Raw genomic sequence first — 26,447 nt, forward strand, 5'->3', positions numbered from 1 at the left:
TGGCTAGTGTGGGGGCGAAAGGGGGCCGCCGATGAGCACCGCAGTCGTGGTGGGCAGTGGGCCCAACGGTCTGGCGGCCGCCATCGTGTTGGCCAAGGCCGGCCACCAGGTCACCGTGCTGGAGGCTGCGGACGCAATCGGCGGCGGGGTGCGCTCGGGCCGTGTCGATGGTGTTCTCGTCGACCACTGCTCGGCGATCCATCCCATGGCCGTGGCATCCGGCTTTCTCGCCGGCCTGGATCTCGAACGGCACGGATTGCGCTGGCGCCTGCCCGAAATCGACTGTGCCCATCCGCTCGACGACGGCGACGCGGGCCTGTTGTATCGCAGTGTCGAGCAGACCGCCGACGGACTCGGCGCCGACGGTGCCCGCTGGCGACTCCTGTTCGGTGGTCCGGCCGCTGATTTCGACACGCTGGCCGACGACATCATGGGACCGCTGCTGCGCATCCCGGCACATCCGTTGACGCTGGCCAGGTTCGGCGTGCCCACCGTGCTGCCCGCCTCGGTGCTCGCGCGGGTCTTCCGCACGCCGGCCGCCCGGGCGTTGTTCGGAGGCGTTGCGGCCCACACCTTCCGGCCGCTGCACTACCCGATGACCTCGGCGATCGGGTTGGGCATTCTCACGGCCGGGCACCGGTACGGCTGGCCCGTCGCCGAAGGCGGTTCGCAAGCGATCACCGACGCGTTGGCCGCGGCCATGGCCGAGCTCGGTGTCAAGGTTCAGACCGGGACGCGGATCACCACGGCTGCCCAGTTGCCGGCCGCCGACATCACCATGTTCGACCTCGCTCCCACGGCCGTCGCCGACATCCTGGGCGACCGGCTGCCCCGGCGGACCGCCCGCGGCTTCCGCCGATTCCGTTACGGTCCGGGCGCTTTCAAGGTCGATTTCGCGATTCGTGGACCGGTGCCCTGGACCAATCCCGAGGTGGGGCGGGCAGGGACGGTGCACCTGGGCGGCGATTTCGACGAGGTCGCGGCCACCGAGCGCGAGATCCATGCCGGACGCATGCCGCGCCGGCCTTTCGTTCTGGTGGGCCAGCAGTACCTGGCCGATCCGGGCCGCTCGGCCGGCGAGATCAATCCCGTCTACGCGTATGCCCATGTGCCGCACGGATATACCGGTGATGCCACCGAGGCGATCATCGCGCAGTTCGAGCGGTTCGCCCCCGGCTTCGCCGACCGGATCGTCGGAACCGCCGTGCGTTCTGCCACCGAGATGTCGGTATACAACCCGAACTACGTCGGCGGAGACATCTGCACCGGGGCCAAGGACATCCGTCAGCTGGCATTCGGACCCCGGATCACGCTGGCGCCCTACGACGTCGGGATCCCCGGCATGTACATCTGCTCGGCGGCCACCCCGCCGGGGCCGGGTGCGCACGGCATGTGCGGAGCCAATGCCGCGGCCCGCGCGCTGGACCGGCTGCGGCGCCGCTGAATTCCGCGAACGGGTTTCATCGCCGAAGGCCGGTGATGAAGATGTCGAGCAGCCGGTTTACCGTCGACTCGAAATCGCCGACCATCGTGCCCCCGGCCGCGCCCGGTGTGGTCCACGCCCACGTCGTTCCGGTGAATGCGTGAATCGCGGCGGTGAGGGCGCTCAGCTGCTCATCGCTCAGTGGGAGCGCCGGCTGTAGCGCAGCGCCGAGGCGCTGTCGTGCGTCCTCGGCCTGAGCTGTCAGAGCCGGCATCTCTTGCGGGCCAAGCCGGTTGATCAGCACCGGTGAGGCGGCGATGAGATCGCACAGCACCGGCCGCGCCGCCAGGGTGTGGGCCAGGGCGGTCGCCGGAGCGGCCAGGCGCAGTTCGTGGGTCAGCGCGGCGATCCAGTCCAGGTGCTCGTCGTACATCACCCGCAGCAGTAGGGCCTCGCGTGAGCCGACGTATCGCAGAATGCCCGACTTCGCCAGACCGGCCGCCGCGGCCACGTCACCCAGCGTCAGCGACGCCGCGCGAGTGTGCCGCAGGCATTCGCGTGTCGTGGCCACGAGATGGGCCAACCGGTCTCGGCGCTGGGCATCGCTGCGTGCGCGCGTGAACGGCGGAGGGGATTCAGCCATCGCCACATAATAGAACAATGTTCTGTTAAAGTCGCGAACCGTGAACCGCTATGAATGCGTCATCCGCCGCCGCACCACGGCCTCGCCGCGGACCCTGTTCCCGATCGTGTCCGACGGATCCCGGTGGTCCGAATGGGCCTCACCCCTGATCCCCTACTCGGCATGGGAGTCCCGGGGCCCCGCCGACGACGGCGGGGTCGGGGCCATCCGGGCCGTGGGCACCCGCAGGAAACCGGCCCGCGAGATGACCACCATCCACGAACCGGACCACAAGCACGGATACACCATGCTCGCCGGGGGCCCGATCCAGAACTATCAGGCGGAGGTGTCGTTCACCGAAGAGGCCGACGGGACGCTGGTCACGTGGCGGGGCCGCTACGAAACCCGTTGGCGCGTGGTCGGGTTGGCGTACTGGCTGGTCCTGCGGGTCGTGCTCGGGACGCTGTCCCGTAAGCTCGTCGCCGCCGCGGAAAAGGGTATCTGCTAGCGCGAGTGGCCAGTTACGACACGGCTTTTCGTCGTACGCGTGTCACAACTGGCCACTCGGCGCCGCAACAAGCCGGCCTACGGCTCGATGCGGATCCGTCCCGGCTTGTAGAGCCCGCTGTGCGTTGCGGTGCCCAGCTCGATCTCAGCCGGCACCGCGTCGACGATGGTGTCGAACTTGCGCAGCGAACCCCAGTCCCGGCCCCAGTCCTTGTTCAGGTAGGTGGCCATGACGTGCTGACGCAGCAGCAGATCGCTGACGCCCAGCAGGCCGCCGTTGATCCCGTCCTCCCAGGTGTCGGTGTCTTTCCTCTTGGCTTCGTAGTCCGGGGTGATCCGGAACTTCGGAATCTCGGTGACACCGTTGGCGTGCAGCATCGGCTGCTGGCACGGGAAGGCCAGGCCCACAGCCCAATCCAGCAGCACCGGCTGTTGGGAGCCGATGTACTCCTGCACGGTCTTGACCTCCGGCACCCGCGGCGGGGTGACGGCGATCCAGTCTCCGGGTGTCAGCGAATTGTCCTCGGCGATGACGCGGACGAACGTCGCGTCGGAGGGAATCTCGCTGCGGTCGAAGCGCAGGTTGCGCCATGACGGGATGGGGCCGAGGTCGTAGGGCACCACCCGGCCGGCAGGCACCGCGGCACCGTCGGGCCCGGGCCGTCCGTACTCCAGCTCCACCGTCTGGCCCTCGGTGCGGCCGTTGAAAATGCTGTTGCCGGTGATGGTTCCGGCCGCGGTGACGACGACCAGCGGGTGGGCCGCATCCGGTGCGGGCAGTTGGTACCACGCCGAGGCGAGCTTGCTGACCTGCTGTGCCGGGCCGGCGGTGTAGCTGCCGGCCAGCGGAACGCGGGCCGGATCCAGTCCGTACGGCAACGGCACGGTCGACCCGTTGACGCCCGGGGTCTCCAGTTTGGCATCCGCATTCCAGTCGGCGTCGATGCCCGGCATCGGCACGGTGATCCGTATCGCTTCGGCGACAATGTGATCCGGCACGCCGTTCGGGGTGAACCCGGTCGGCGCGGTGCCGCCCAGCGGCCCCAGCGGGCCGTAGTCTCCCGGCGCCGGGGTGAGGAACCCGTCGTTGGTGTCGGGTTCCACCAGCACGTCGTCGGCCAGGCCGCAGCCGCCGGCGAACGCGCGGAGGTTCGAGGACGCATTGGAGTAGGTCCCGTCCTGGCGTACCACCCCGTAGAGCATCGAGCCGACGAACACCACGACCATGAACCCGGCCGCCAGCGGTACCGGCGCAGCCGTCAACCGCTGCGCCAACCGGCCCTCGGCCGATGGCCGGAGATGCAGCCAGTACGCCCACAGTGCGGTGACGGCGAACAGGGCGAAGAAGATGGCGCTCAAGGTGATTCCGCCGATGGCGGGCTTGTCGTTGTTGAACGGCACGCCGTAGCTGGACACGTACCACCAGCCGTTCGTGGTGGCGAAGCACAGCGCCAACACGAACAGCACTCCCGCGGTGAAGGCCATCCGGTTACGCGCGGAGCGGAGCACGACCGGCGACACCAGCACGGTGACCACCGCTGCCATCGCCGCACCCACGGCGGCGAACAGGCCGAAGTGGTGCACCCACTTGGTCGGGGTGAACATCAGGCAGAACATGGTCGCGAAGATGATGCCCATCAGCCGCCATACCGGCCCGCGGGCCACACCGGGAACCCGCTTGCGCCGCAACATGATGAACAGCGAGGCGAACAGGCTCAGCGCGGTGATCATGAAGCCGAACCGGCGGGACAGTGAGCCGTCGACGGTCGGCAGGATCAGGTAGTAGTACCGCAGGTTCTCGGTGTACCACTCCTGGCTCGGCCCGATCGCGGTGCGAATCCTGGTGGCCTCCAACACTGTTGCCAGTGTCTGATCGGCGAAGACGACGGTCAGGATCACGGTGCCCGCGGCGAGCAGCGGCAGTACGAGCGGCCAGACACCAAGCGTGCGGCCTCGACGCACCAGGATGCGCAGCAGCGGACGGCCACCGGCGAGCAGCGCGGCCACGGCGATCAGGCCGGTGGGCTGGATGCCGAGGGTGAAGGCCGCCGAGATGATCGCCATCGCGGCCGGCGTGAGCCGCCCGGAGATGATGGCGCGTTCGATCAGCACGTAGGTGATCAGTGCGCCGGTGGCGATCTGGCCCTCGGGGCGCAGGCCGTTGTTGAACGGCATCCAGGCCGCCATCAGCACCAGGCCCGCGGCCCAGAGCGCGGGCTTGGACGCGATCACCGCGGGCCCGAGGCGGGGCAACACCTCACGGGACAGCAGCAGCCAGCACACCAGCGCACAGATCAGGTCGGGCAGCCGCATCCAGATGCTGGCGTCGCTGACATGGGTCATCAGCGCCAGCAGGTTGTAGAACCAGCCGAACGGGTCTTCGGGGCTGCCGAACCAGCGGAAGTAGTTCGACATGTAGCCGGCATGGTCGGCCACGCGTGCCATCTGCAGGATGTAGCCGTCGTCGGACGAGTTCGCCCCGATCACATGCCAAGACAGGAATCCGCCGACCACGACCACGTCGACCGCGCTGAACGTGCGCCAGCGTGACGGGATCAGGTGGTGCATCCGCCGTCCGTCGAGGCGGTCCAGCCGCCACAGTGCCAGCACGGCGACCACGGTGGCCGCGATCCCGAGCAGGATCGCCACCAGCTTGAGTGGGGTGGGCTTGGAGGTGAACCGGGTGTCGATCGTGGCGGACAGGGAAAGTCCTTGCGGCGCAGGTCCGCTCAGCTCGGTGAAGACGCCGACGATCTGGGGCCGCAGGTTCGGGTCGGGGAAGCCGGTGCGCAGCTCCTTGGCTGTGTCATTCCCCGGGTCGCTGCGCTCCTGCCCGCCGTCCGCGCCGGTGAGCCCGACGAACGTGGCGAACGTGCCCTTGTCGTCCGAGGTGATCTCGATGCGTTCGCAGGCAGCGGAATTAGCCCTCTCCCTGGACACACTCGCGATCACCACGTTGCGATCGGTGATGTCGACGCGCTTGCTGTTGACGTTGACGAACAACGCGTTGAGCGCGGCCTGCCTGCCCTCCTTGGGCGCGGTGCCCAGCAGCATGCCGCCCTCGGCAGGCATGGACCGGATCACCTCACACGGCACGGTCACCGACATGGTGACCGGTGTCTGCGTGATCAGCGGTGCGGTGACGCTCTTCATCTGGCCCTGCTGGGGCCAGTTGATCGTCGCCGTCGTCTGCACCACCGGCAGCAGCGGGGTGGCCACCGCGCACAGGAAGCCGATCAGGCCGGCGATCATCGCGACCCAGCGGGTCACCTGAATGTTCTTGTCACGCTGGTCGGTCATGGCAGCGCCCGGATCGGTCCGGGACGGCTGAAGCCGAACACCCGCTGGGTTCCCTGGTCGATGCCGGCGTCGGGCGCCTGCCCGGCCGGCACCACCCGGTCGTATTTCTCGATCGAGCCCCAATCCCGGTACCAGTCGTCACGCAGATACGTCGGAATGGTCGACGTGCGCAGCAGCGCCTGGATGAAGAGGAAGGGACCACCCTTTTGGGCGGACTGCCACATGTTCGACGACACCACCACTTGCTTGACGTTGGGAAGGATGCGGTACTCCGGCAGTTCGGCCACACCGAGCCGTTCGGAGAAGGGGCGCTGGCACGGGAAATTCGCGGCGGTCGCGATGTCCATCAGTACCGGGGTCTGTGCGCCCAGGAATTGTTGCGCGGTCTGCAGGGTCGGCACCCGCGGCGGGGTGAAGCCGAACCACTGGTCCTCGGAGAGGTTCGGGTCGTCGGCGACGATTCGCGCCACGTTGGCCTCCGGCGGCGCCCATGCCAACGGGAAACGCAGGTTGCGCCAGGCGTATTGGGCGAACACGTCGATGGGTTGCACGGCATCGAGCGCCTGGAAACTGCCGTCGGGCCGGTGCACGCCCCACTGAAGTTTCAGCGACTGGCCGTAGTGGAACTCGTGCTCTTCGTCGTAGTACCAGATGGCCCCTGCGGCCGCGACCGTCACCAGTGGCCGGTCCGCGCTGCGCGGGGGCAGTTGGTACCAGGCCGAGGTGGCCTTGGCCGCAACGGTGTTCTCCTTGTAGCTGCCCATCACCGGGGTGCGCGCCGGATCGAGGCCGAACGGCAGGTAGACCCGGGATCCATTGACGCCGACGGGTCCGTAGCCGCCGCCGGTGCCCGCGGCGTAGGCGATGCCGACGTTGGGCTTGTTGGGCGATCCGTCGGAGTTCACCGTGCCGGGATTGGCGACGACGGGCTTCGGCGGTTCCAGGGTGTCGCTGATGCCGTTGGGGGTGAACCCGACCGGGTTCTGGCCGCCCAGCGGGCCGTACTCGCCGTAGGTCTGACCCGGAACCGGTTGCAGCATGCCCGCGTTGACATCGGGTTCGACCAGAACGTCGTCGGCCATGGCGCAACTGTCCGATGACAGACCCGAACTCAACGCACGCACGTTGGCCGCCGCGGTGGTGTAGACGGGGTAGCGCTGGACGAATCCCTTGGCCATCGACCCGACTTCGAGCACCACCATGATGAGCGCGACCACCAGCAGCGGTGTCGACGCGAGCGCCCGGTTACGCCGGGTGTCGGCCACCTCGGTGTGGCCGGCGTAGTCGATGCGGAAGTGCAGCCAGCCGGCCAGCACCGCGGTGATGATGGCCAGGGCCAGGAACATGGTGGTCACCGGGTGTCCGGCGATCACGGGCTGGCGGTCGAACCAGGGCACGCCGTAGTTGCCGACGTAGAACCAGGCGTTGTTGCCCGAGGTGGCCCAGGCCAGTACGAACAGCAGCGCCGTGACGTAGAGGGCGAGGTTGCGTCGGCTGTGCAGGCCCACCAGGGCGAAGGCGAAGGCGGTCACCGCGCCGAGGGCGGCGGCCAGCCCGGCGAACGCACCGAACTGCACGGCCCACTTGGTGGGGGTGAAGTGCAGCAGCAGCAGGCCGACCGCCGTGGTGCCGATCAGTCGCCAGACCGATCCGCTCACCAGCCCGGGCACGCGGCCCTTGCGCAGGAGCACCGCCATCATGCCGAACAGGCACAGCATCATGGCCAGGACCGCGAACCGGCGGGTCAGGGAGCTGTCCACCGAATCTTCGACGGTCAGGAAGTAGTAGCGCAGGAATTCCTGGTACCAGGAGATGGTCGGGCCGACCGTGTATTTGATGCGGGCCGATTCGGCGACGGTGGCCAGGGTCTGGTCGCGGAACACGACGACGAAGATCAGTGCGGCCGAGCCGGCGAGTGCGGCCACGGCGGGCAGGGCGATGCGGCGGTCGCGGATGATCCCGACGACGCTGCGCGCGCCGACCAGCAGTGGGGCGACGGCGATGATTCCCTGCGGGGCCAGGGTCACGCTGAGCGCCGCGATGATGATCGCCAGGCAGGTGGGCCAGAGGCGGTGTGTCCCGATGGTTGTTTCGACGAGCGCCCACACCGCGAGCACGCCGAAGGCGATCAGTGGTTCGGGACGCAGGCCGTTGTTGAAGGGCAGCCAGGCGGCCAGGAACACCGCGCCCGCGGTCCACATGGTGACGCGGTTGAGCGCGAGGCGCCGTCCGAGGCGGGGTAGCACCCAGCGGCTCAGCAGCAGCCAGGTACCGATCGCGGCCAATGTGGCGGGCACGCGCATCCAGACGCCGGCGGTGCTGATCGCCGCGAAGTGGGCCAGCACGGACTGGTACCAGTCGAACGGTGCCTCGGTGGCGCCGAAGTAGCGGAAGTAGTTGGCGGTGTAGCCGGCGTCGGCCGATACCCGCGCGATGGTCAGGTTGTAGCCGTCGTCGGAGGAGATGGCGCCGATGACGTGCCACAGCAGCAGGCCGCCGATGACGCCGATGTCGGCGATCCACGTGGCGAGCGGAACTTTGACGAAGCGTCGCCAGGCGCCGCGAACCCGGTGGCAACCGCGGCGGTCCAACACTGCCAGCGCGACGATCGAGGCGACCACACACAGCACGCCGAGGGCCATCACCAGCAGCTTGAGCGGGGTCGGGGAGGTGATGAATCGGGTGTCGACGTCGACGCGGGCGGACAGGCCCGGTTGCGGCGCCATCTTCAGATCGGTGAACAGGCCGGCGACCTGAGGCTTCTTCTCCACGGCGGCGGTGCCGGTGGCGCCCGGGATGCCGACGAAGTCCGCACCCACGCCGCCGAGGTTCGCCCACAGGTGCAGTGCGTTGCAGCCGCCTGCGTTGATCGCCGCGCGTGGGGCGACGGCCGCGACGGAGTCGCGGAATGCGACCACCACGGTTTCGGTGTTGGCCCGCACGAACAGCCCGTTGCGGCTGGCGTCGATGCCGCCCGACGGGATGGTCGAGAACACCAGCCCGCCCTCGGCGGGCAGCGTGGCGATCGCCGAGCACGGGATGGACACGTCGAGCGATTGCGGGGCGCCCGACACCAGAGGGGCCGTCACCGAGGTGACGTTTCCTGCCGTGTCGGTGCCCTGCGGCCACAGGACGGTCGCAGTGGTCTGTTTGACGGGCAGCAGTGGCACCAGCGCGCACAACACCACACCCGCGATGCCCGCGACGATGGCGATCAGGCGTGCGATGCCCACAACACGGTCGGTTGGCTCATCGGAAGGCACGAGGCTCGATGTTATGCGACCCGTATGTGAGGCCCGGTTCCAACCGTCGAGTGGCCAGTTATGTCGCGGGATTGCGGCTGCAACGTGACATAACCGGCCACTCGGCGTCTGAGGAGTTGGAAGTTCTAGCTGTGGCGCAGCGGCGCGGGACTCCACAGTCCGCTGCGGATTGCGGTGCCCAGGTCCAGACGGGCCGGTTCGGCGTCGGGGTACCACGGCGTGAGCCGCTGCAGCGAGCCCCAGTCGCGGAACCAGTCGTCGCGCAGGTAGGTCGGGACGCTGGACGGCCGCAGCAGCAGTTCGGAGATGCCCAGCGGGCCACCGCCCAGGTAGTCCATCACCGGCGAGTTGGCCTCGGCGCCGAAGCGGTCCGGCAGGATCCGCCACTTGGGCACCTCGGTGACGCCGTACTGATGGCCGAACGGCCGCTGGCACGGGAACGCCAGGCCCACCAGCCAGTCCAGCAGCACGGGATCCTGTGAACCGACCACGTCCTGCAGGGTGCGCAGTTGCGGGATCCGCGGCGGGGTCACCGCGATCCAGTGCTGCGGGGCTAGGTCGTCGTCGGAGGCGACCAATCGGATCTGAGTTGCTTCGCGCGGGATGGCGGCCATGGGGGCACGCAGGTTGCGCCACGCCGGGGCGGCGCCGACGTCGGCGAATCCGATGCCGCCGCCGGGCTTGTTGTCGGCGGCCTGTGCGTCGGTGGCCCACTGCACCACGACCTCGCCCGGGTCGAAGCGGCCTGCGGCCGAGACGACGAGCAGCGGCCCGGCCTTGTCGCGGTCGGGCAGCCGGTACCAGGCCGAGCGCATGATCGCGGGCTGCTGGGTGCCGGCACGCCAGCTGCCGAGCACGGGCGTGGTGGCGGAGTCGAGGCCGTAGGGCAGCCGGGCCCGGGAGCCGTTGACGCCTGCGGCCGCGGTGGTGCCGCCCTCGGTGCCCACCTCGCTGCCGGTGACGGTGCCCGAGTCGGTGTCGGCGAAGTTGCCTGCGCCGGGCTGCTCCATGACCGGGTCTGCCGAGACGTCCGACGGGATGCCGTTGGGGCCGAAGCCCTGCGCGGTGACCGCGCCGAGCGCTTGACCGGGCGGTTCGCTGATCGGCACCAGCAGGCCGGCGTTCGCGTTCTCCTCGACCATCACATCGCTGGCCAGCCCGCAGGTCTTGCCGGTGAGTGCCTCGAGGTTGGAACGTCCGACCGACCAGGCCGGGTACTGCTCGGTCATGGCCAGGGTCAGCGACACCACTTCGAACATCACCAGCACCCAGGCCGCGATGGCCAGCGGTGATTGCACGATCCGCTGCCAGCGGCGCTGGGGGCCGTCGGGGGAGTTGTCGCGGCCGCTGAAGTGGAACCAGGCCGCGCCCAGCAGGGCCAGCACCGAGAAGCCGAGCAGGATCGTGGTGAAGCCGAAGTGCCACTCCGGGAAGGAGTTCGACCACGGTACCCCGAAGTTGGATACGTACCACCAGCCGTTGACGGTCGCGAAGGACAGCGCCACCACGAAAAGGACCAGGGCCGCGAACATCGACCGGTTGCGGCGTGACTTCATCGCCGCGGCGGTCACGGCGACGGCGGCCAGCGCGCCGAGTGAGCCCGCCAGTCCGGCGAACACACCGAAGTGATGGGTCCACTTGGTGGGGGTGAACATCATCGCGAGGAACGAGATGATGGTGATGCCGATGATGCGCCGGCTCGGGCCGGCGGCGGTGCCGGGGATGCGGCCCTTGCGCAGCGTCATCGCGATCGACACCGCCAGTGCCACCAACAGGGTCAGCACCGCGAAGCGCCGGGCCACCGAGCCGTCCGGGCTGGAGGTGAACAACCGTGAGTACCGGATGTGTTCGTCGAACCAGGCCAGGCTGGGGCCGACGGCGGATTTGAAGCTACTGGCCTGGATCTCGCCGGCCAGGGTCTGGTCGCGGAAGATCAGGATGATGGTCACGGTGCACGCGGCCAGGATCGGAGCCAGCAGCGGTAGGTGCCCGAACCGTGAAGTGTGCCGGGCGACAATGGTTTTCAGCGGTCCCACGGCGACCAACAAGGCGCCGACGGCGGCGATCCCGGTGGGTCCGGAGAACAGGGTCAGCGCGCCGATGATGATCGCGATGGCCACCGGCAGCATGCGGTTGGTGGCCACCCCGCGCTCTACCGAACACCAGGTCAACAGAATGCCGAGGGCGATGATCGGCTCGGGCCGCAGGCCGTTGTTGAGCGGCAGCCAGAACGCCAGGAACATGCCGGCGGCGGTCCAGGCGGCCGCGCGGTTGGTCTTGACCGCGCGTCCGAGCCGCGGCAGCACTTCCCGGCTGATCACCCACCAGCAGGCCAGGGCCATGAGCAGGGTGGGTAGCCGCAGCCAGATGCTGGCGGTGGAGACGTGCGCCCACAGCGCCAGCAGGTCGTAGTACCAGCCGAACGGCGCCTCCGGGGTGCCGAACCAGCGGTAGTAGTTGGCCATATAGCCGGCCTGCTCCGACACCCGGGCCATGGTCAGGATGTAGCCGTCGTCGGAGGTGTTGGCCCCCACGAAGTGCCACCACACCAGGACGGCGGTGACCAGTCCGTCGAGCGGCGTCATCGACCACCAGCGGGGCGGGAGGAAGCGCCGGTGCCGGACGCCGTCGGCGGTGTCGAGACGATGCAGCGCGGTCAGCGCGATGACGGTCATCGCGACGCCGATGATCATCGCCAGCATCTTGAGCATTGTCGGGGCGCTGCTGTAGCGGGAGTCGATGGTGGCCGAGAACTTCAGGCCATCGGGTGCCGGGCCGGTCAGGTCGGTGAAGACGCCGACGATCTGCGGCCGGAAGTCGTAGCCGCCGCGTTCGCCGCGCAGGGGCGCATCGGGGTGGTCGGCCGTGGCACTGGCAACGCCCTGGGTGAGCCCGACGAATTCGCCGGTCACCTTGTCGGCGTGGGCTGTGAACGTCAGGGTCTGGCAGGCCGGGCTGAGCACCGCGTCCAACGGCGCGCTGACCACGGGGGTGTTGCGGACTATGACCAGTACGTCGTTGTTGACCCGCTCGATCAGCAGGCCGCGGTCGATGGCCTTGGGAGCCTGCTTGGGCACGGTGGACAGCAGGACCGTCTTGCCCCGGTTGTCCGGTCCGGCCAGTCCGGCGGCCGCCTGGCACGGAACGGTGATGGTCAGGTCGGTGGCCACATAACCGATCAGCGGGGCGTTGATGCTCTGCCACGTGCCGTTCTGCGGCCAGTTCAGCTGAGCGGTGGTCTGTTTGACCGGAAGCAGCGGTGTTGCCACCGCCATCAGTACGCCGAGCAAACCGGCGACGATCGCGATGAGCCGCACCGTCCGGTGGTTGCTGCCGGCGGTTCCCTGCGGACCCGTCACGGGCTCTGATGTTATCGGCGCGTCGGCGCCGGAATTAATGGCCATCGGGAGTGGGCTTTCTGATCGCCAGTACGAACGGGCCGATGTCGGTCACCTCGAAACGTGGATCTTTGAACAGTGCCGCATCGAGCGCCACGTGGTAGCGGCGCACGTTCGGCTGATTGGGGTAGACATCGGAGGCAAGACGCAGCGTGTAGGTGTCCGACGATGTACCGGGGCCGCCGTGTCTCATTAAAAACACCGTCGGCGCCTTCCATGGCATTTCGTCGAGGGCCTTGACGAACTGGTCGGGCTTGTTCAGCGTGGCCCAGCCCTCGATGGCCTTGGCGCGCTTGTCGAACTCGGCCAGTGGATTGGCGTAATGCGAGGTCAATCCTTGGAACCCGTAGTAGGGGTAGTACGACAGGAAGCTGTAGTCGGCGGTCAGCACCACGGTCTGGTTGCGCGGCACGCCGGTGGCCTCGGCGATCTTGGCGTCGATCTCGCGGTAGTAGCGCTCGGCCCCGGGGGGTCGGCGGTCGGCCCGCTGGCCGGTGCCGTCGGTGTCGGTGTACGCGACGTTGATGTCGGGGCGCAGCACGTCGGGGATGTCCTGGCTGAACGTGATGGCGCCGATCGAGCCGACGGCGGCGGCCGCGGCGACGACGCGGCGAGCCGTGTCGGGTTGATAGCGCCTCGCGATCGCCTGGGTCGCCTCGATGAACCCGAACGCCCCCGCGGTGGTCAGCAGCACGGTCAGGGCGGGCTGCAACCGGAAGGACAGCAGCGTGGTGCCGGCCAGCGTGGTCAGCATCGACAGCAGGGACCACGCGTAGACCGCGAGCACGGCGACGGCCAGCGCCCCGGCCCGGGTGGAGTTGCGGGCGCGCACCACCAACCACAGGGTGCCGAGCATGCACAGCGCGCCCAGCAGCGTGAAGCTCAGCATCGGGAAGGTCAGCTGGGCGCCGGCGTCGGGCAGATAGTGCTGGGCGGTGCCCTTTTCCGCGGGCCGGCCGCGCAGTGCGGCCAAGAGGTATGGGGCCCAGGTGAGCAGCGCGATCGCGCCTGCGATCACGGCGATGACGACGCCCCTGAGCAGTGGGTCGAATTTCCGGCGAGAGACCGCCAGCACCAGCCCCATGATGGCCAGCGTGAACGCGCAGTAGAGGAACAGCAGGGTGTAGAGCAGCGCGGTCACTCCGAGGAAGATCCCGACGCCGACGACGGCGGCCCAGCCACCGTTGCGCGTCTGGCCTCTCAAACCGGACCAGGCCAGCACGAACACCGGCGGCAGCAGCACGGTGATGATCGCGGCGTAGGGCTCGGTCGAGGCGTAGGCGAGCATGGCCGCGGTACTGGCCGTGGTGACGATCAACGCGTACTCGAAGCGAATCATGGTCGCCCACAACACGAATGCGAGCGCCACGGCAATGGTGATCGAGACGATGGACCATGGCTTGAACATCTCCCAGGCCGGGGTGCCGGTGGCCGCGGCGATCCGCCCGCCCATCCAGAACCAGCCGGCCGGGTAGTACGGCGGAAGTCCGAAGTACGTCATGTCGTGCAGGCCGGGGGTATCGGCGAGCCGGGTCAGGTACTCGGTGCGGAACTGCTGGTCGACCGACACCCCGAACAGGTACAGCTTGGTGGCGCCCAGCGGCATCGCGAGGGTGACCACCGAGAAGGCCGACACGAAGATCAGCGCCGCCAGCCGGGCCAGCGTGCGCCGGCCGCGGCGCCAGATCAGGCCGGCGGCGAAGATTCCGGCCAGGGCGCCGACCTGGCCCACGGTGGTGAGCGCGTGCAGCTGGTTGGACGTGTTGTAGGCCGGCCATTGGACTTGCGCGATCGCGGCGATCGACACCCCGGCCACCGCCGAGGCGAGCATCAGGGCGATCACCATCTGTCCGATGACCCTGGCCGGGCGCGTCTGCATCAGATAGGAAGCTTGCGGAAGATGGGCCGCGGGATGTGCCGCAAAACCATCATCACGTAGCGGAACGCACCCGGCGCCCAGACCAGCTCCTTGCCTTTGGCCGATGCGGTGACGGCCAGTTCGGCGACGTATTCCTTGTCGACGGTCAGTGGGGCTTCCTTGACGTGTGCGCTCATCCTGGTGCGCACCTGTCCGGGGCGGATCACCAGCACCCGCACGCCGAATTCGCGCAGCGCCTCACCGAGGCCGAGGTAGAAGCCGTCGAGCCCGGCCTTGGTGGAGCCGTAGACGAAGTTGGAGCGCCGCACCCGCTCACCCGCGGCGGAACTCATCGCGATGATCCGGCCGTAGCCCTGGGCGCGCATCTTCTCGCCGAGCAGCACACCGACGGAAACGGCCGCGGTGTAGTTGATTTCGGCGATCTGTACAGCCTTGCGCTGGTTCTGCCACAACTCTTCGGCGTCGCCGAGCAGACCGAACGCGACGATGGCGACATCTACATCACCGGAGGCGAAGGCCTTGTCGATCACGGCGGGATGGCTCGCAGTGTCGACGGCGTCGAAGTCGATGACCTCCACCGCGCTGGCTCCGGCATTGCGCAGCTGGGCGACCGCGTCGTCGCGGCCGGGGTCGCCGGGCAGGGCGGCCAGGACGATGCGGGCGGAGGCGTCGCGCAGATAGCGCTCACAGATCGCCAGCCCGATCTCTGAAGTGCCGCCGAGCAGCAGAATCGTCTGTGGGTTACCTACGGCGTCGAACACCATCTAGCGCAGCTCCAAGCCTCGGGGGACATCGTGACGAGGGTACCGTGCGGTTTCTCCTGAAAATCCGAGCAATCCGGGCGCAGGGTCTTGACCGGATTTCCTACACGCCGTAGGTTTTTTCTACATCGTGTAGGAACTGGGGGAGATCATGGCGATCCGTGACTGGCTGACGTTGCCCGAGACCGAACCGGGGGAGGACTACGGGTTCTTCGGTCCCGATTCGGTGACATGGAAGGTGTGGAGCTACCCCACGTCGCTGTCGATCGGCTTCCAGCGCGCTGTCGTCATCGAAGAACTGGACCCCGCACTCGTCGCGGCGGTCGACAAGACCCACGAGATCTACGCACGGCCACGCACCCGGTATGACCGCACGCTCCGCTACTTCGCGATGGTGGCGTTCGACGACAGTCGCGCCACCACCAAGGCTGCCGACGTCCTGGTCAAGATCCACTCCAAGGCCATCGGCACCGACCCGGTCACCGGAAAAACCTACGACGCCAACGATCCTGACTCGCAGTTGTGGATCCACCTCACCGCATGGCACTCCATCCTGGTGGCCTACGAGAAGTACGGTCCGGGCCGCCTGTCGCCCGAAGAGGAGTTGCAGTACTGGCGGGAATGCTCGATCGCCGCCGAACTCCAAACCTGCGATCCTTCCGACGTTCCATTGACGCGCGAGGGTGTCCAGGAGTACTTCGAGAAGATGCGGCCCCAACTGATCGGGTCCGACATCGCCCGGCAGGCCATGCATCACCTGCTCGGCGCGGAGGTGATGTTGCCCAAGATGCCGCTGCTGCTGCGCCCCGGTACCAAGGTGGTCACCGCGTTCCTGCGCCGCGGCACACTGGCCACCATGCCGCGCTGGATGCGGGAGATGGCGGGGCTCAGCACATCCCGGGTCCTCGACGCGTTGGTGGTACCGCCGCTGAGTGCCGCATTCACGGTGATCGCCATGAGTACCCGCCTCCAGCTGATCCTGCTGCGCATGCTCTCGCCGGCGACCCTGCCCATCGGGGCGCGGGTTCTGCTGTCTGTTCCGCCGAAGGCACCCGTCACGACGACGCCGCGCGAGGCCCAGCGTCGCTACGGCTATGACGCGCCGAGCCAGGCGCACTTCTCGCTTCGCGACAAGCAGGCGGCTCGTGTATTCGGGGAGGGCCGCGCACCGAGTGACGAGGGCATCCTGGAATCGCAGCCGATCCTGGGCCGGATCGGCTGACCCGTGATCTCACGCCTTCTCGATTTCCGGCTGAGCATCCGTCAACTCGTCTATTTCGCGATCGTGGTGGGCGGTCCCTACCTCGTGATCGGGATGGTCTGGGCGCTCACCCACAGCGATCACATCGCTGGGCTCACGGGTCTCGACAAGCTGTTCTCGCTGTTGGGTGAGATCGTCGCGTGGCCCGTACTGATCATCGCCAATGTCTCCCTGACATGAGGGAAGCGAAGTGAAAGAAGCAGCACTCGCCGGTCGCGGCCGCGCCGAGCATCTCGGCCCGGACCGGCGCCGGCCGCAAGTCCTCGACATCGCCCTGGAGATCGCCGCGCAGCAGGGCCTCGCCGACGTGACGATGGGAAACATCGCGAGCCGGTTGGGGGTGACCCGGCCGGTGGTCTACGCCTGCTACCCCGGACGCGGGGAAGTGCTTGCCGCACTGCTGGATCGGGAAACGGATGTGGTGCTGGCGAGCCTGCTCGAACTGTTGCCGCCGCAGCGCACCGGTTCCATCGAGCAACTGTTCGTCGACGGGTTCCGCGCGCTACACAGCACCGTGCGCGAGCGCCCGGCCTCGTGGCGCATCATGTTCGGCGCCGACCCGGACCCGGTGCTGACCGCCGCCATCGCCCGCGGCCGCGACCGCATCCGGGGTCAGCTCGCCACCGTGATGCGCCCACTGCTGCAGCGGTGGCAGGTTGCCGAGCTCGACGCCACGCTGCCCATGCTGGTCGAGGTGTTCCTGGCCATCTGCGAGGCGGCGGTCCGCAAGATGCTCGACAGCGATGATGATGCCGATCAGGGGCTGCTCGCCGAAACCTTCGGCAAGGCGGCCTATCGGGCTGTGCGGGCGAAACCCCGGTGAGAAGACAAGAAGACAACAACACCCCGCGAGCTTCGAGCCCGCGGGGTGTTGCGTTAGCCAGCGATCAGACGATCAGGCGGTCAGATCGAACCGGTCGGCGTTCATCACCTTGGTCCATGCCGCGACGAAGTCCTTGACGAACTTCTCCTTGGAATCGTCCTCGGCGTAGACCTCGGCCAGGGCCCGCAGCTGCGAGTTCGAGCCGAACAGCAGGTCGACACGGCTGGCGGTCCACTTCGGTGCGCCGGTGGCCCGATCGGTTCCGACATAGGTGCCGTCATCGGCCGGTGCGGGGGCCCACTTGGTGCCCATGTCGGTCAGGTTGACGAAGTAGTCGTTGGTCAGCTGACCCTTGTTCTCCGTCAACACCCCCAGATCCGAGCCACCGTGGTTGGCGCCCAGCACCCGGAGGCCACCGACCAACACCGTCATCTCCGGAGCCGTCAGACCGAGCAGGTTGGCGCGATCGATCAGGCGGTACTCGGCAGGCAGGCTGTCGCCCTTGCCCACGAAGTTGCGGAAGCCGTCGGACTTCGGCTCAAGGTAGGAGAACGACTCGACGTCGGTCTGCTCCTGAGTGGCGTCACCACGGCCAGAGGTGAACGGCACCGCGACATCGAAGCCGGCCGCCTTGATGGCCTGCTCCAGACCGACCACGCCACCGAGCACGACCAGGTCGGCGAAGGACACCGAGGTGCCCGACGCAGCCTGGATCTCCTCGAGCTTGCTGATCACCTGCGTCAGCTCGTCGGTCTCGTTGACCTCCCAACCCAGCTGCGGCTGCAGCCGGATGCGGCCGCCGTTGGCGCCGCCGCGCATGTCGCTGGACCGGTACGACGACGCGGCCTTCCACGCGGTGTCCACGAGCTGCTGGGTGGTCAGGCCCGATCCGGCGATGGCCGCCTTGAGGGTCTCGACGTCGGCATCGCTGAGCGGCTTGCCCGCCGGCACGATGTCCTGCCACACCCAGGTCTGCTTGGGCACCAGCGGACCGAGGTAACGAGACACCGGGCCAAGATCGCGATGCAACAGCTTGAACCAGGCCTTGGCGTACTCCTCGGCCAGCTCCTCCGGGTGATCCAGCCAGCGGCGGGTGATCTCACCGTAGATCGGGTCCATCCGCATCGACAGATCGGTGGTCAGCATCGACGGATGGGTCTTGCCGCTGCCCTGCGCCATCGGCACCGAGTTGGCCCAGCCGTTGTCCTTGGGCTTCCACTGGTTCGCGCCCTGCGGGCTCTTGGTCAGCTCCCACTCGTTGCCGTAGAGGATCTCCAGGAACGAGTTGTCCCACTTGGTGGGGGTGTGGGTCCAGGTCACCTCGAGGCCGCTGCTGACGGTGTCGTTGCCGACGCCGGGATTGGCCCAGCCCAGGCCCATCTGCTCGAGCGGTGCTGCCTCGGGCTCCACGCCGTTCTCGATCTCGGTGGCGCCGTGGGTCTTGCCGAAGGTGTGGCCGCCGACGATCAACGCGGCGGTCTCGACGTCGTTCATCGCCATCCGGCCGAAGGTTTCGCGGATGTCGATCGCCGCGGCGACCGGATCCGGATTGCCTTCGGGGCCTTCGGGATTGACGTAGATGAGACCCATGTGGCTGGCGCCGAGCGGGTTCTCCAGCTTGGTGCGGTCACCGTCGGAGCCGGCGTACCGCTCCTGGGAGCCCAGCCACTCGTGCTCTGCACCCCAGTAAACATCCTCCTCGGGCTCCCAGAAGTCGGGGCGGCCGAAGGCGAAACCGGCGGTCTTGAAGCCCATGTGCTCCTGGGCGCGGTTGCCCGCGTAGACGATGAGGTCGGACCACGAGATCTGCTTGCCGTACTTCTTTTTCAGCGGCCACAGCAGCCGGCGGGCCTTGTCCAGGCTGACGTTGTCGGGCCAACTGTTGAGCGGGGCGAAACGCTGCATACCGCGTCCGCCGCCACCGCGGCCGTCCTCCACCCGGTAGGTGCCGGCGGCGTGCCAGGACATCCGGACGAAAAGCGGGCCGTAGTGGCCGAAGTCGGCGGGCCACCAGTCCTGCGAATTGGTCAGCAGCTCATCGAAATCGCGCTCGAAGGCCTCGAAATCGAGGCTCTTGACGGCCTCGCGGTAGTCGTAGCCCTCATCCGTCGGGTCGATGGCGGGCGGATTCTTCTGCAGGATCTTCAGGTTGACCGCGTTGGGCCACCAGTCGCGGTTGCTGCCGCCCTCGACGGGAGGCTTGATCCGCATGGGACAACCGCTCTCGGCGGGTTCGGTCTGCGATTCACCGATAGGGGGATGGGTTTCGGCTTCAGCCATGACAAATCCTTTCCGGGGCTGACGGGTTAAGGGTTATCTCTTTGGAACAACGGAACATTCGGGGCAGGTGCCCCAATAGATGACCTCGGCCTCATCGATCTCGAAGCCGTGGTCGTGTGACGCGGTCAGACAAGGGGCCGACCCGGCCGCGCAGTCCACGTCGGCGATTGCGCCACACGATCGGCACACGACGTGGTGGTGGTTGTCCCCGATACGTGATTCGTACCGGGAGACCGAACCGGATGGTTGGATGCGCCGCACCAGCGCCGCGGCGGTCAGTGCGTGCAACGAGTCGTATACGGCCTGGTGCGAGACGTCGGGCAGCTCATCGCGCACGGCACGGATGATGGTGTCGGTGTCAGCGTGCGGATGTGCGTGGACCGCTTGGAGCACCGCCACTCGGGGGCGGGTCACCCGCATGTCGGCGCTTCGCAGCATCTGCTGGAAGTCCTCGGCTGTCGACACGAACCGAAGTCTTGTCCCTTTTCTGGAATTAGTCAAGAATAAAATTCTCGCCAATTCAGAGGGAACGGTGAGTGGCTAGACGAGCTCCAGCCGGCGCGCCATGTCCGAGACGAAGACGCCGTTCGGGTCGACTTTGCGGCGCACCGCGATCCACTCGTCGATGCGTGGATACATGGCGTGGAACATCTCGGCGGTGGTCCGCGAGTCCTTGGCGGTGTACAGCCGGCCACCGAATTCCAGTACGCGCCGGTCCAGTTCGGTGAGGAACTCGCCGACTCCCGGTTTGACGGGGAAGTCCACACAGACGTTCCAGCCGGGGATAGGGAAGCTCAGCGGCGCCTGGTTGCCGGGACCGAAGAGCTTGAACACATTGAGGAATGAGTAGTGCCCGGAGCGCTGGATGTCATAGATGATGCGCTTGAACTCGTCGACCGCTTCTGTGGGCACCACGAACTGGTACTGGGCGAATCCTGCGGAGCCATACGCCCGGTTCCACTCCCCGAACATATCCAGTGGGTGATAGAACTGCGTCAGGTTCTGCACCTTGTTGCGATAGGTGCCCGATTTCCGGTACCACAGCTCACCGATAGGGCCGAACGTGTACTTGTTGGCCAATCCGTTCGGAAACACGTCGGGCAGCGTAAGCAATTGCGGTGCATCGAATTTCAGCGGATTCTTCTGCAGCTTCTTGGGCAGTTGATCGAGCGTCGCCAGCGAGCCGCGTGAGATCGCGGCTCGACCCAGCTTGGGTGGAGCGCTGATCGCGTCGAACCACGCGCTGGAATAGGTGTAGTTGTCCTCGGTGCCGTCGCTGTGGAACTCGATGGTCTCGTCGAGCGTGTGCGTGACGTCGCCGTCGGCGATGAAATACGCAGTCTCCGTAGGCGTCATCTCGATCGTCGCGCGCAGGATGATGCCGGTGAGGCCGTTGCCGCCGACGGTGGCCCAGAACAGCTCGGACTCATCGCCTTCGGGGGTGAGCTTGCGAACCTGCCCGTCGGCGGTCAGTAGGTCCATGCTGCGCACGTGATTGCCGAAACTGCCTGCGCTGTGGTGGTTCTTGCCGTGGATGTCACATCCGATGGCCCCGCCGATGGTCACCTGTCGAGTGCCCGGCAGCACCGGAACCCACAGGCCCAGCGGCAGCGCGGCCCGCATCAGCTGGTCGAGGTTGACCCCACCGTCGACGTCGACGATGCACGTCGCGGCATCCATCGAGTGGATCTGGTTCAGCGCGGACATGTCGATGACGAGCCCGCCACCGTTCTGCGCGTTGTCGCCGTAGGAGCGGCCCAGGCCGCGGGCGATCACGCCCCGGCCTTTCTCTTCGGCGGCCCGCGTCACGGCCCTGACGATGACCTCGGGATCGCTGGTTGAAAGCACCTGTGCCACGGTCGGTGCGGTCCGGCCCCAGCCCGTCAGGCGCTTGGGAGTGGTCGGCAAATCGGTAGTCGACATCGCAGAGAAGCGTACCCGGCAGTAGCCGGCGCTGACCTCAGTGCAGTTTGAAGATCACCGCACGCTGCACGATGAAGTTGATCACCGTGGCCGTCCCCTGGGCGATCACGAACGCCACCGGCACCGCCCAAGCGCGGTAATCGGCCAGGTGGAGCACCAGGTGGTTCAGGCCGACCTGGACGGCGAATGTGACCAGGTAGAGCGCCCATACTGCGATGAACCGGGCCGTACTCGGCGGCGCCTGGAAGGTCCAGCGCCGATTGATCAGGTAGGCCGTGGTGGTTCCGGCGATGAAGCCGATGGTCTTGGCGAGGTCGACCTGTAACCCGAAGACCTTGTAGAGCAGCACATACAGCCCGAAGTCCACGACCGCTGACAGTCCGCCGGTCACGACGAACCGGAACGCCTGCGTTTTGAGGTCAAGGGTCGGCGACATCACGGGCTCAGCCACCCAGGCAGCTTAGCGAGGCCGTAACGTGCAGTCGTGTTGCAGACGGTGCTCAACGACCTCGGGATCGCGGTGTTCGCGTCCTCGGGGGCCATGGTGGCGATCCGTAAGGGCTTCGACCTGTTCGGTATCGCGGCGCTGGGCGTGTTGACCGGTGTCAGCGGCGGGGTGATCCGCGACGTCTTCCTGGGTGTCCATCCGCCCACCTCTATCCAGCATTGGCCCAACATCACCGTCGCGGTGGCCGCGACGGCCGTGGCCACGCTCACCGCGAAGCACCTGATCCGGTTCAACCACATCGTGCTGCCGCTGGACGCGATCGGTATGGGATTCTTCGCTACTTCGGGTGCGGCGTTCGCCGTCGACCACGGGGCCAGTTGGTTCGCGGCGGTGCTGATCGGCATGACCACCGCGATCGGCGGCGGCATCATCCGCGACGTGCTGGTCCGGGAGATTCCCATGCTGATGCGGCCGGCCGATCTGTATGCCGTCCCGGCGCTGATCGGCGCGACGGCATATGCGGTCATCGACTACTTCGGCCCGCAATGGATCGGTCTGGCAGTGGGCACCGTGTTGGCGACGACGCTGCGCCTGGCTGCGCTGGTGTTCGGTTGGCGGCTGCCCACCGGACCGCCGGATCTGATCGTGGGCGAGGGGTCCTAACGCAGCGTCGCTGACAACACGCCGCACAGCGCGTCCACCGCAGGCCCGAATGCGTGGTCCGCGGGAGCGCCGAATCCGATGATGACCCCGTCGGGGCTCGGGGTATCCGGTCCGGCCAGCGGGTGCCGCATGAGCGACAGCCCGTGCAACGCGATGCCGGCCTCACCGGCCCGGCGCAGCACCTCGGGTTCGGCGCCGTCGGGCAGGGTGAGCAGCATATTCACCCCAGCCGCCAATCCGCCGATGCCGAGGTCGAATCCGGCCAGCGCGGCCACCAGCGCGTCGCGTCGTCGTCGGTAGCGGTTGCGCATCCGGCGGATGTGCCGGTCGTAGCCGCCGCTGTGGATGAAGTCGGCCAAAGTCAGCGCGGTGAGCGCGTCGACGTGGAACTGCGCCCCGCCTGCCGCCGCGATCACCGGATCGATCAATGCGTCGGGCAGCACCATCCAGCCCACCCGCATCACCTGGGCCAGGCTCTTGCTGGCCGAGCCCAGGTAGACGACCCGTTCGGGGTCCAGTGTCTGCAGGGCGCCGACCGGTTGACGGTCGTAGCGGAACTCGCCGTCGTAGTCGTCGTCCACCGCATATCCGCCGGTGCGGTGCGCCCAGTCGATGACCGCGGTGCGCCGCGCCGGATGCAGGGCCATGCCGAAGGGGCTCTGATGGGCGGGGGTCAACAACACCGCCGGTGTGTCCAGCCGGTCCAGATCGGTGATCACCGCGCCATGTTCGTCGACGCCGACCGGTGCGGTGGGCACGCTCAGCGATGCGAGCACGTCGCGAAAGATGAACAGTCCGTATGCCTCTACGGCGATCGGGCGCCGGCTGCCGAACACCCGGCCCAGCAGGTCGACGCCGTGGCGAACCCCGGAGCAGATCACGATCGACTCCGGCGTGGCCCGCACGCCGCGCACCCGGCCGAGATATTCGGTGAGCGCCTCGCGCAGTGCCAGCGGTCCGCGTGGATCGCCCATCCGAAGGGCGGAGACCGGTGCGTTCGTGATGGCCCGGCGCGCCGACGCCAACCAGGCCGATCGAGGAAACTCCGACACGTCGGGGGAGCCGGGCATCAGGTTGTGCCGCGGTACGGCAGGAATGCGGCGCGGGCGCGGCACCGGCCGCGGTGCGGTGGTGCGCGCGACCCAGGTGCCCGCGCCCTGGCGGGAGGCCAGCCAGCCTTCGGCGACCAGTTCGGCGTATGCCTCGGCGACGGTGTTGCGGGCCAGTCCCAGATCGGAGGCCAGGCTGCGCGACGGCGGCAGTCGGGTGTCCGTGCTCAGTCTGCCGCTGCGAATCCCGTCCCGGAGTGCGGTGATCAGCTGCTCGCGGGCGGTGCGGCTGCCCGGCTCGATGTTCGCGCGCAGCTCGAGATGCAGGTCCCGGCTCCCTGAATTGGCCCGCGAAGTCACGGCAATATTGAACCATCTAGGCGGTCTTTGCCCGGCTAGCGTTGACGGCATGACACAGACACTCGAACCCGCCAAGGCCATCGACCGGCTCAAGATCTACAAGGTCTCGCCCGAGCTCTACGACGCGATGATGACGCTGTCGAATGCCGCAGCCAAGGACGTCGACCCCACGATCGGTGAGCTGATCAAGATCCGTGCCTCGCAGATCAACCACTGCGCGTTCTGCCTCGACATGCACACGCACGACGCCCGCACACAGGGCGAAACCGAGCAGCGGCTCGCGCTCATCGCGGCCTGGCAGGAGGCCGGTGACCTGTTCACCGAACGTGAGCAGGCCGCGCTGGCCCTGACCGAGGCCATCACCGAGCTGGGCAACGGCCACGTTCCCGACGCCGTGTACGCGCGCGCTGCCGCCGCGTTCACCGAACGTGAACTCGGTCAGGTGATCGCGATGGCCGTCATGATCAACGCGTGGAACCGCATCAACGTCACCGTGCGGATGCCTGCCCCACGGCGCTGATCGCGCGGGAGACTGGTGGTGTGCAGACCCGGTCAGGTGCGGACATCACGGTGCGCGGCGCTGTCGTGCACAAGCTGCACCGGCCGGGCACCGATCCGCGCGCACTGCGTGTCCGGCTCCGTGCGGCCGGCCGGATCGATGCACTGCTGAGCCCGCTGTCCGGTGTGCCCGATCCGGTGGACGGCCGCTGGCTGACCCATTGGCCGCTGGTGGAAACCCTTGCCGCGCAACCGGAATGCGTGCCGTGGTCCGACATCGCGCAGCTGCTGGCGACGCTGCACACCGTGCCGGCCACCGAGCGCCTGCCACCACACGGCTGGCCCGCGAGGCTGCGGCGCGCGGTCGATCGGGCGCGGCACCACGGCCATCGAGTGGTGGTGCGGGCCGCCGCGGCCTTGCCCGCCGACGCGTGGCGGCCCGGGTCACCGGACCGGCCGCGAACGCTGGTGCACGGCGACTTTCACCTCGGCCAGGTGGGACGGCGCGACGGGCGCTGGCAGCTCATCGATGTCGATGACCTCGGATTAGGTGATCCGGCTTGGGATTTGGCGCGACCGGCCGGGTTCTGGGCGGCCGGGCTCATTCCCGATGCCGATTGGTTCCTATTCCTCGACGCCTACCGGGCGGCCGGTGGCCCGGCATTGCCATCGGGGGATCCGTGGCCCGTGCTGGAGCCGTTCGCCCGGGCCGCCGTCATCCAGTCCGCCGCCAACGACCCCGACGACGAACTGCTGGCGGCGGCCTGTGCGCGGATGCCTCAGCTGGAGAAGAACAACCGGCCGAAGCCCTGTTTGCGGTAGTGCTTGTTGCCGCGGTGTCCCCAGCCCGGCCCGTAGTCCGAGTAGCCCTGGTTGTAACCCGAGTGCGCCGGCGGTGCGGCGGGCGGCGGCGCCTGGACGAACCGGTTCTCCATCTGAGTCAGCGATTCGAGCTCGCCGAAATCCAGGAAGATGCCGCGGCAGGTGTCGCATTGCTCCAGGTGGATGCCGTTGCGCTCATAGGTCTTCATGACCCCCGCGCACTTCGGACACAGCAGGGTATTGCCGACGCCGGGGGACGAAGGGGACTTCGGGGGCTCATATGGCGGGATGCTCATATCGGCATAACGTCCCACCCCGCTGTGAAGTGCCTGGGAAATTCTGCCGGGCGATCGGTACGGGCGAGCGAGCCGATCGGGCCCACGCCGACCTTGAGATCCCGGGCGCAAGTGTGATGTCGGTCACAATTCGGAATATCGGAGCAGCGTCGCCGGGTCGGTCTGTGGCCTTTCAGTTAATCCGGCCGTTGGGCGCTGTGTAATCGGATGTTTACACAGCAAGCGCAAACCCGGGCAGGTTGGCGGGCCGGCCTCCGATATTGACGGTAGTGACGGCAATCATTCCGCTCAGCGTGATTGTGCTGCCGGGACTCTGCGGATACGGCGAAATGCCAGTTCTGACCCCATGGCGGCGATGTCCGTCGGCGTCCGGAAGCGGGTGCGGCGCGGGCTCGGGGGCCGGTGTTCACAGGTAACGGACAGCGACGGTGTGACGCACTCGGATGCTGTTCCAGCAAAGTTTGTACCAAGGCTTGTCTGATCGGTGGGCGGAAACTGCTGCCGTTGCCGCCCCGGTGCCGCCCGGTTACGTTTCGTCCTGCCAATCATGAGCAAGGCATGAGAACCAGATGTGACGGCCCTAATCGGGCGGCGTTCCTCGACGGATCTCTAGGGTGGGGACCCTTGGTTGGTGAAGCACGAACCGGATCACCGACAGAGCTAGGGAGAACATGAAGGCATTCAGTCGAGTGCTGGTCGCATTGGTGACCGCAATGGCAGGGGTCCTCGCGGGCCTCTTCATAGGCACGGGCACTTCTCATGCGGGTCTGGACAATGAACTGAGCCTGGTCGATGGTCAGGACCGGACTCTGACCGTTCAGCAGTGGGATACGTTCCTCAATGGTGTGTTTCCGCTGGACCGCAACCGGCT

The 26,447-nt window shown here is 67.6% G+C and carries 20 protein-coding genes and 1 pseudogene; 9 read left to right on the forward strand and 12 right to left on the reverse strand.

Translation table 11 applies throughout. The features are described 5' to 3' along the window. Nucleotides 1-31 precede the first annotated feature (31 nt). Nucleotides 32-1,444, forward strand: a complete 1,413-nt coding sequence (locus tag QQ25_RS06095; RefSeq protein ID WP_039377667.1) for a phytoene desaturase family protein — start codon at nt 32-34, stop codon at nt 1,442-1,444. A 16-nt stretch (nt 1,445-1,460) separates the two neighbouring features. Here the strand turns inward: QQ25_RS06095 and QQ25_RS06100 are convergent, their stop codons facing one another. After that, nucleotides 1,461-2,066 (reverse strand): TetR/AcrR family transcriptional regulator, encoded by a 606-nt coding sequence (locus QQ25_RS06100; RefSeq protein WP_039377668.1) that lies wholly within the window; start codon nt 2,064-2,066, stop codon nt 1,461-1,463. 40 nt (nt 2,067-2,106) lie between these two features. Here QQ25_RS06100 and QQ25_RS06105 point away from each other — a divergent pair, with 40 nt between their 5' ends. Continuing rightward, a complete protein-coding gene (locus tag QQ25_RS06105) occupies nt 2,107-2,553 on the forward strand; it encodes an SRPBCC family protein (protein WP_039377669.1) in 447 nt (148 codons plus the stop codon). 77 nt (nt 2,554-2,630) lie between these two features. On the opposite strand, the gene QQ25_RS06110 is transcribed toward QQ25_RS06105, so the two are convergent. The 5 genes from QQ25_RS06110 to QQ25_RS06130 form a co-directional block, all read right to left on the reverse strand. After that, nucleotides 2,631-5,852, reverse strand: coding sequence for an arabinosyltransferase domain-containing protein (locus QQ25_RS06110; protein WP_039377670.1), 3,222 nt, complete (start codon nt 5,850-5,852; stop codon nt 2,631-2,633). Next, on the reverse strand, nt 5,849-9,115 hold the full coding sequence (locus QQ25_RS06115; RefSeq protein WP_039377672.1) for an arabinosyltransferase domain-containing protein: 3,267 nt from the start codon (nt 9,113-9,115) through the stop codon (nt 5,849-5,851). The genes QQ25_RS06110 and QQ25_RS06115 overlap by 4 nt, the downstream gene beginning before the upstream one ends. A 125-nt stretch (nt 9,116-9,240) precedes the next feature. Further along, the gene (locus tag QQ25_RS06120; RefSeq protein WP_039377673.1) at nt 9,241-12,474 is read right to left on the reverse strand and encodes an arabinosyltransferase domain-containing protein; all 3,234 of its coding nucleotides are present in this window, start codon (nt 12,472-12,474) and stop codon (nt 9,241-9,243) included. A gap of 34 nt (nt 12,475-12,508) precedes the next feature. Beyond that, nucleotides 12,509-14,392: a galactan 5-O-arabinofuranosyltransferase gene (locus QQ25_RS06125; protein ID WP_101906416.1), complete on the reverse strand. Its 1,884-nt coding sequence runs from the start codon at nt 14,390-14,392 to the stop codon at nt 12,509-12,511. After that, nucleotides 14,392-15,156, reverse strand: coding sequence for a decaprenylphospho-beta-D-erythro-pentofuranosid-2-ulose 2-reductase (locus QQ25_RS06130; protein ID WP_039326209.1), 765 nt, complete (start codon nt 15,154-15,156; stop codon nt 14,392-14,394). Before QQ25_RS06130 ends, QQ25_RS06125 begins: the two co-directional genes overlap by 1 nt. A gap of 148 nt (nt 15,157-15,304) precedes the next feature. On the opposite strand from QQ25_RS06130, the gene QQ25_RS06135 reads away from it, so the two are divergent. From QQ25_RS06135 to QQ25_RS06145, 3 genes are read left to right on the forward strand one after another with little or no spacing between them, the layout of a single operon-like run. Beyond that, nucleotides 15,305-16,375, forward strand: coding sequence for an oxygenase MpaB family protein (locus QQ25_RS06135; RefSeq protein WP_039377674.1), 1,071 nt, complete (start codon nt 15,305-15,307; stop codon nt 16,373-16,375). A gap of 3 nt (nt 16,376-16,378) precedes the next feature. Then, nucleotides 16,379-16,594, forward strand: coding sequence for a hypothetical protein (locus QQ25_RS06140; RefSeq protein ID WP_039377675.1), 216 nt, complete (start codon nt 16,379-16,381; stop codon nt 16,592-16,594). Nucleotides 16,595-16,604: 10 nt separating this feature from the next. Continuing rightward, complete coding sequence (locus QQ25_RS06145; protein ID WP_039377676.1) at nt 16,605-17,237, forward strand: TetR/AcrR family transcriptional regulator; 633 nt, start codon at nt 16,605-16,607, stop codon at nt 17,235-17,237. A gap of 72 nt (nt 17,238-17,309) precedes the next feature. On the opposite strand, the gene katG is transcribed toward QQ25_RS06145, so the two are convergent. The 4 genes from katG to QQ25_RS06165 form a co-directional block, all read right to left on the reverse strand. Then, complete coding sequence (gene katG, locus QQ25_RS06150; protein WP_039326197.1) at nt 17,310-19,517, reverse strand: catalase/peroxidase HPI; 2,208 nt, start codon at nt 19,515-19,517, stop codon at nt 17,310-17,312. 33 nt (nt 19,518-19,550) lie between these two features. Then, nucleotides 19,551-19,955 (reverse strand): Fur family transcriptional regulator, encoded by a 405-nt coding sequence (locus QQ25_RS06155; protein ID WP_039377870.1) that lies wholly within the window; start codon nt 19,953-19,955, stop codon nt 19,551-19,553. Between the two features lie 102 nt (nt 19,956-20,057). Further along, a complete protein-coding gene (locus tag QQ25_RS06160; RefSeq protein ID WP_039326196.1) occupies nt 20,058-21,440 on the reverse strand; it encodes a decaprenylphosphoryl-beta-D-ribose oxidase in 1,383 nt (460 codons plus the stop codon). Between the two features lie 37 nt (nt 21,441-21,477). Further along, on the reverse strand, nt 21,478-21,876 hold the full coding sequence (locus QQ25_RS06165; protein ID WP_039326194.1) for a GtrA family protein: 399 nt from the start codon (nt 21,874-21,876) through the stop codon (nt 21,478-21,480). Between the two features lie 48 nt (nt 21,877-21,924). On the opposite strand from QQ25_RS06165, the gene QQ25_RS06170 reads away from it, so the two are divergent. Continuing rightward, entirely contained in the window at nt 21,925-22,551 is a 627-nt protein-coding gene (locus tag QQ25_RS06170; protein ID WP_039377678.1) for a trimeric intracellular cation channel family protein, read from the forward strand. On the opposite strand, the gene pdxR is transcribed toward QQ25_RS06170, so the two are convergent. After that, on the reverse strand, nt 22,548-23,960 hold the full coding sequence (gene pdxR, locus QQ25_RS06175; protein ID WP_039377679.1) for a MocR-like pyridoxine biosynthesis transcription factor PdxR: 1,413 nt from the start codon (nt 23,958-23,960) through the stop codon (nt 22,548-22,550). The two genes, QQ25_RS06170 and pdxR, sit on opposite strands and share 4 nt — an antisense overlap. 49 nt (nt 23,961-24,009) lie before the next feature. On the opposite strand from pdxR, the gene QQ25_RS06180 reads away from it, so the two are divergent. Both QQ25_RS06180 and QQ25_RS06185 read left to right on the forward strand, forming a co-directional pair. Continuing rightward, nucleotides 24,010-24,480: a carboxymuconolactone decarboxylase family protein gene (locus QQ25_RS06180; RefSeq protein ID WP_039377681.1), complete on the forward strand. Its 471-nt coding sequence runs from the start codon at nt 24,010-24,012 to the stop codon at nt 24,478-24,480. Nucleotides 24,481-24,500: 20 nt separating this feature from the next. Further along, complete coding sequence (locus tag QQ25_RS06185; protein ID WP_039377871.1) at nt 24,501-25,280, forward strand: phosphotransferase family protein; 780 nt, start codon at nt 24,501-24,503, stop codon at nt 25,278-25,280. Here QQ25_RS06185 and QQ25_RS06190 read toward each other — a convergent pair. Next, nucleotides 25,238-25,576 (reverse strand): TFIIB-type zinc ribbon-containing protein, encoded by a 339-nt coding sequence (locus tag QQ25_RS06190; RefSeq protein WP_052235633.1) that lies wholly within the window; start codon nt 25,574-25,576, stop codon nt 25,238-25,240. The two genes, QQ25_RS06185 and QQ25_RS06190, sit on opposite strands and share 43 nt — an antisense overlap. Before the next feature lie 671 nt (nt 25,577-26,247). On the opposite strand from QQ25_RS06190, the pseudogene QQ25_RS06195 reads away from it, so the two are divergent. After that, nucleotides 26,248-26,447, forward strand: a pseudogene (locus QQ25_RS06195) (MspA family porin); the annotation flags it as partial.

The sequence above is a fragment of the Mycolicibacterium setense genome, from assembly GCF_000805385.1.
Classification (GTDB): Bacteria; Actinomycetota; Actinomycetes; order Mycobacteriales; family Mycobacteriaceae; genus Mycobacterium; species Mycobacterium setense.

What these genes read in the sequence shown, in the direction of transcription:
- QQ25_RS06130 (WP_039326209.1), bottom strand. Translation starts at nt 15,156, where the DNA reads ATGGTGTTCGACGCCGTAGGTAACCCACAGACGATTCTGCTGCTCGGC.
- katG (WP_039326197.1), bottom strand. Translation starts at nt 19,517, where the DNA reads ATGGCTGAAGCCGAAACCCATCCCCCTATCGGTGAATCGCAGACCGAA.
- QQ25_RS06165 (WP_039326194.1), bottom strand. Translation starts at nt 21,876, where the DNA reads ATGTCGCCGACCCTTGACCTCAAAACGCAGGCGTTCCGGTTCGTCGTG.
- QQ25_RS06110 (WP_039377670.1), bottom strand. Translation starts at nt 5,852, where the DNA reads ATGACCGACCAGCGTGACAAGAACATTCAGGTGACCCGCTGGGTCGCG.
- QQ25_RS06100 (WP_039377668.1), bottom strand. Translation starts at nt 2,066, where the DNA reads ATGGCTGAATCCCCTCCGCCGTTCACGCGCGCACGCAGCGATGCCCAG.
- QQ25_RS06180 (WP_039377681.1), top strand. Translation starts at nt 24,010, where the DNA reads ATGACACAGACACTCGAACCCGCCAAGGCCATCGACCGGCTCAAGATC.
- QQ25_RS06160 (WP_039326196.1), bottom strand. Translation starts at nt 21,440, where the DNA reads ATGTCGACTACCGATTTGCCGACCACTCCCAAGCGCCTGACGGGCTGG.
- QQ25_RS06190 (WP_052235633.1), bottom strand. Translation starts at nt 25,576, where the DNA reads ATGAGCATCCCGCCATATGAGCCCCCGAAGTCCCCTTCGTCCCCCGGC.
- QQ25_RS06135 (WP_039377674.1), top strand. Translation starts at nt 15,305, where the DNA reads ATGGCGATCCGTGACTGGCTGACGTTGCCCGAGACCGAACCGGGGGAG.
- QQ25_RS06155 (WP_039377870.1), bottom strand. Translation starts at nt 19,955, where the DNA reads ATGCTGCGAAGCGCCGACATGCGGGTGACCCGCCCCCGAGTGGCGGTG.
- QQ25_RS06095 (WP_039377667.1), top strand. Translation starts at nt 32, where the DNA reads ATGAGCACCGCAGTCGTGGTGGGCAGTGGGCCCAACGGTCTGGCGGCC.
- QQ25_RS06125 (WP_101906416.1), bottom strand. Translation starts at nt 14,392, where the DNA reads ATGCAGACGCGCCCGGCCAGGGTCATCGGACAGATGGTGATCGCCCTG.